1 rRNA gene is annotated in these 1369 nt (G+C 50.6%); it reads right to left on the bottom strand.

Going from position 1 to position 1369, the window contains the following annotated elements:
- A 23S ribosomal RNA gene (locus tag AC6H04_RS02315) occupies positions 1-1369 on the bottom strand; the annotation flags it as partial.

Below are 1369 nucleotides of genomic sequence, written 5' to 3'. Positions count from 1 at the left end.
CTAACCCTGGGAGGACGAGCCTTCCCCAGGAAACCTTAGTCATTCGGTGGATCAGATTCTCACTGATCTTTCGCTACTCATACCGGCATTCTCACTTCTAAGCGCTCCACTAGTCCTTACGATCTAGCTTCACCGCCCTTAGAACGCTCTCCTATCACGCGACCTATTGGTCGCATCCACAATTTCGGTGGTATCCTTAGCCCCGGTACATTTTCGGCGCAGAATCACTCGGCTAGTGAGCTATTACGCACTCTTTAAATGGTGGCTGCTTCTGAGCCAACATCCTAGCTGTCTATGCAACTCCACCGCCTTTTCCACTTAGGATACACTTAGGGACCTTAATTGGTGGTCTGGGCTGTTCCCCTTTCGACGATGGATCTTATCACTCACCGTCTGACTCCCGGATATAAATCTATGGCATTCGGAGTTTATCTGAATTCAGTAACCCGTGACGGGCCCCTAGTCCAAACAGTGCTCTACCTCCACGATTCTCTTTCCGAGGCTAGCCCTAAAGCTATTTCGGAGAGAACCAGCTATCTCCAAGTTCGTTTGGAATTTCACCGCTACCCACACCTCATCCCAGCACTTTTCAACGTACACGGGTTCGGGCCTCCAGTGCGTTTTACCGCACCTTCACCCTGGACATGGGTAGGTCACCTGGTTTCGGGTCTACATCAACATACTGAAACGCCCGTTTCAGACTCGCTTTCGCTACGGCTCCGACTTTTCATCTTAACCTTGCATGTTAACGTAACTCGCCGGTTCATTCTACAAAAGGCACGCTGTCACCCATTAACGGGCTCCAACTAATTGTAGGCACATGGTTTCAGGAACTATTTCACTCCCCTTCCGGGGTGCTTTTCACCTTTCCCTCACGGTACTGGTTCACTATCGGTCACTAGGGAGTATTTAGCCTTGGGAGATGGTCCTCCCGGATTCCGACCAGGTTTCACGTGTCTGGCCGTACTCAGGATCCTGAACTGAGGGCAACAAATTTCGTCTACGGGGCTATCACCCGCTCTGGCCGGTCTTCCCAAACCGTTCGACTATCTGTTGCTTTGGTAACTCAAATGTTCAGTCCTACAACCCCAGGAAGCAAGCTTCCTGGTTTGGGCTGTTCCCACTTCGCTCGCCGCTACTATGGGAATCGCAATTGCTTTCTCTTCCTGTGGGTACTTAGATGTTTCAGTTCCCCACGTCTGCCAATACTTAGCTATGTATTCACTAAGCATTAATCATCGACTAAGATGATTGGGTTTCCCCATTCGGAAATCTCCGGATCAAAGCTTACGTACAGCTCCCCGAAGCATATCGGTGTTAGTCCCGTCCTTCATCGGCTCCTAGTGCCAAGGCATTCACCATGCGCCCT

The organism is Secundilactobacillus sp. MJ173 (assembly GCF_059704265.1).
This window is presented reverse-complemented; position numbering and strand designations above follow the sequence as displayed.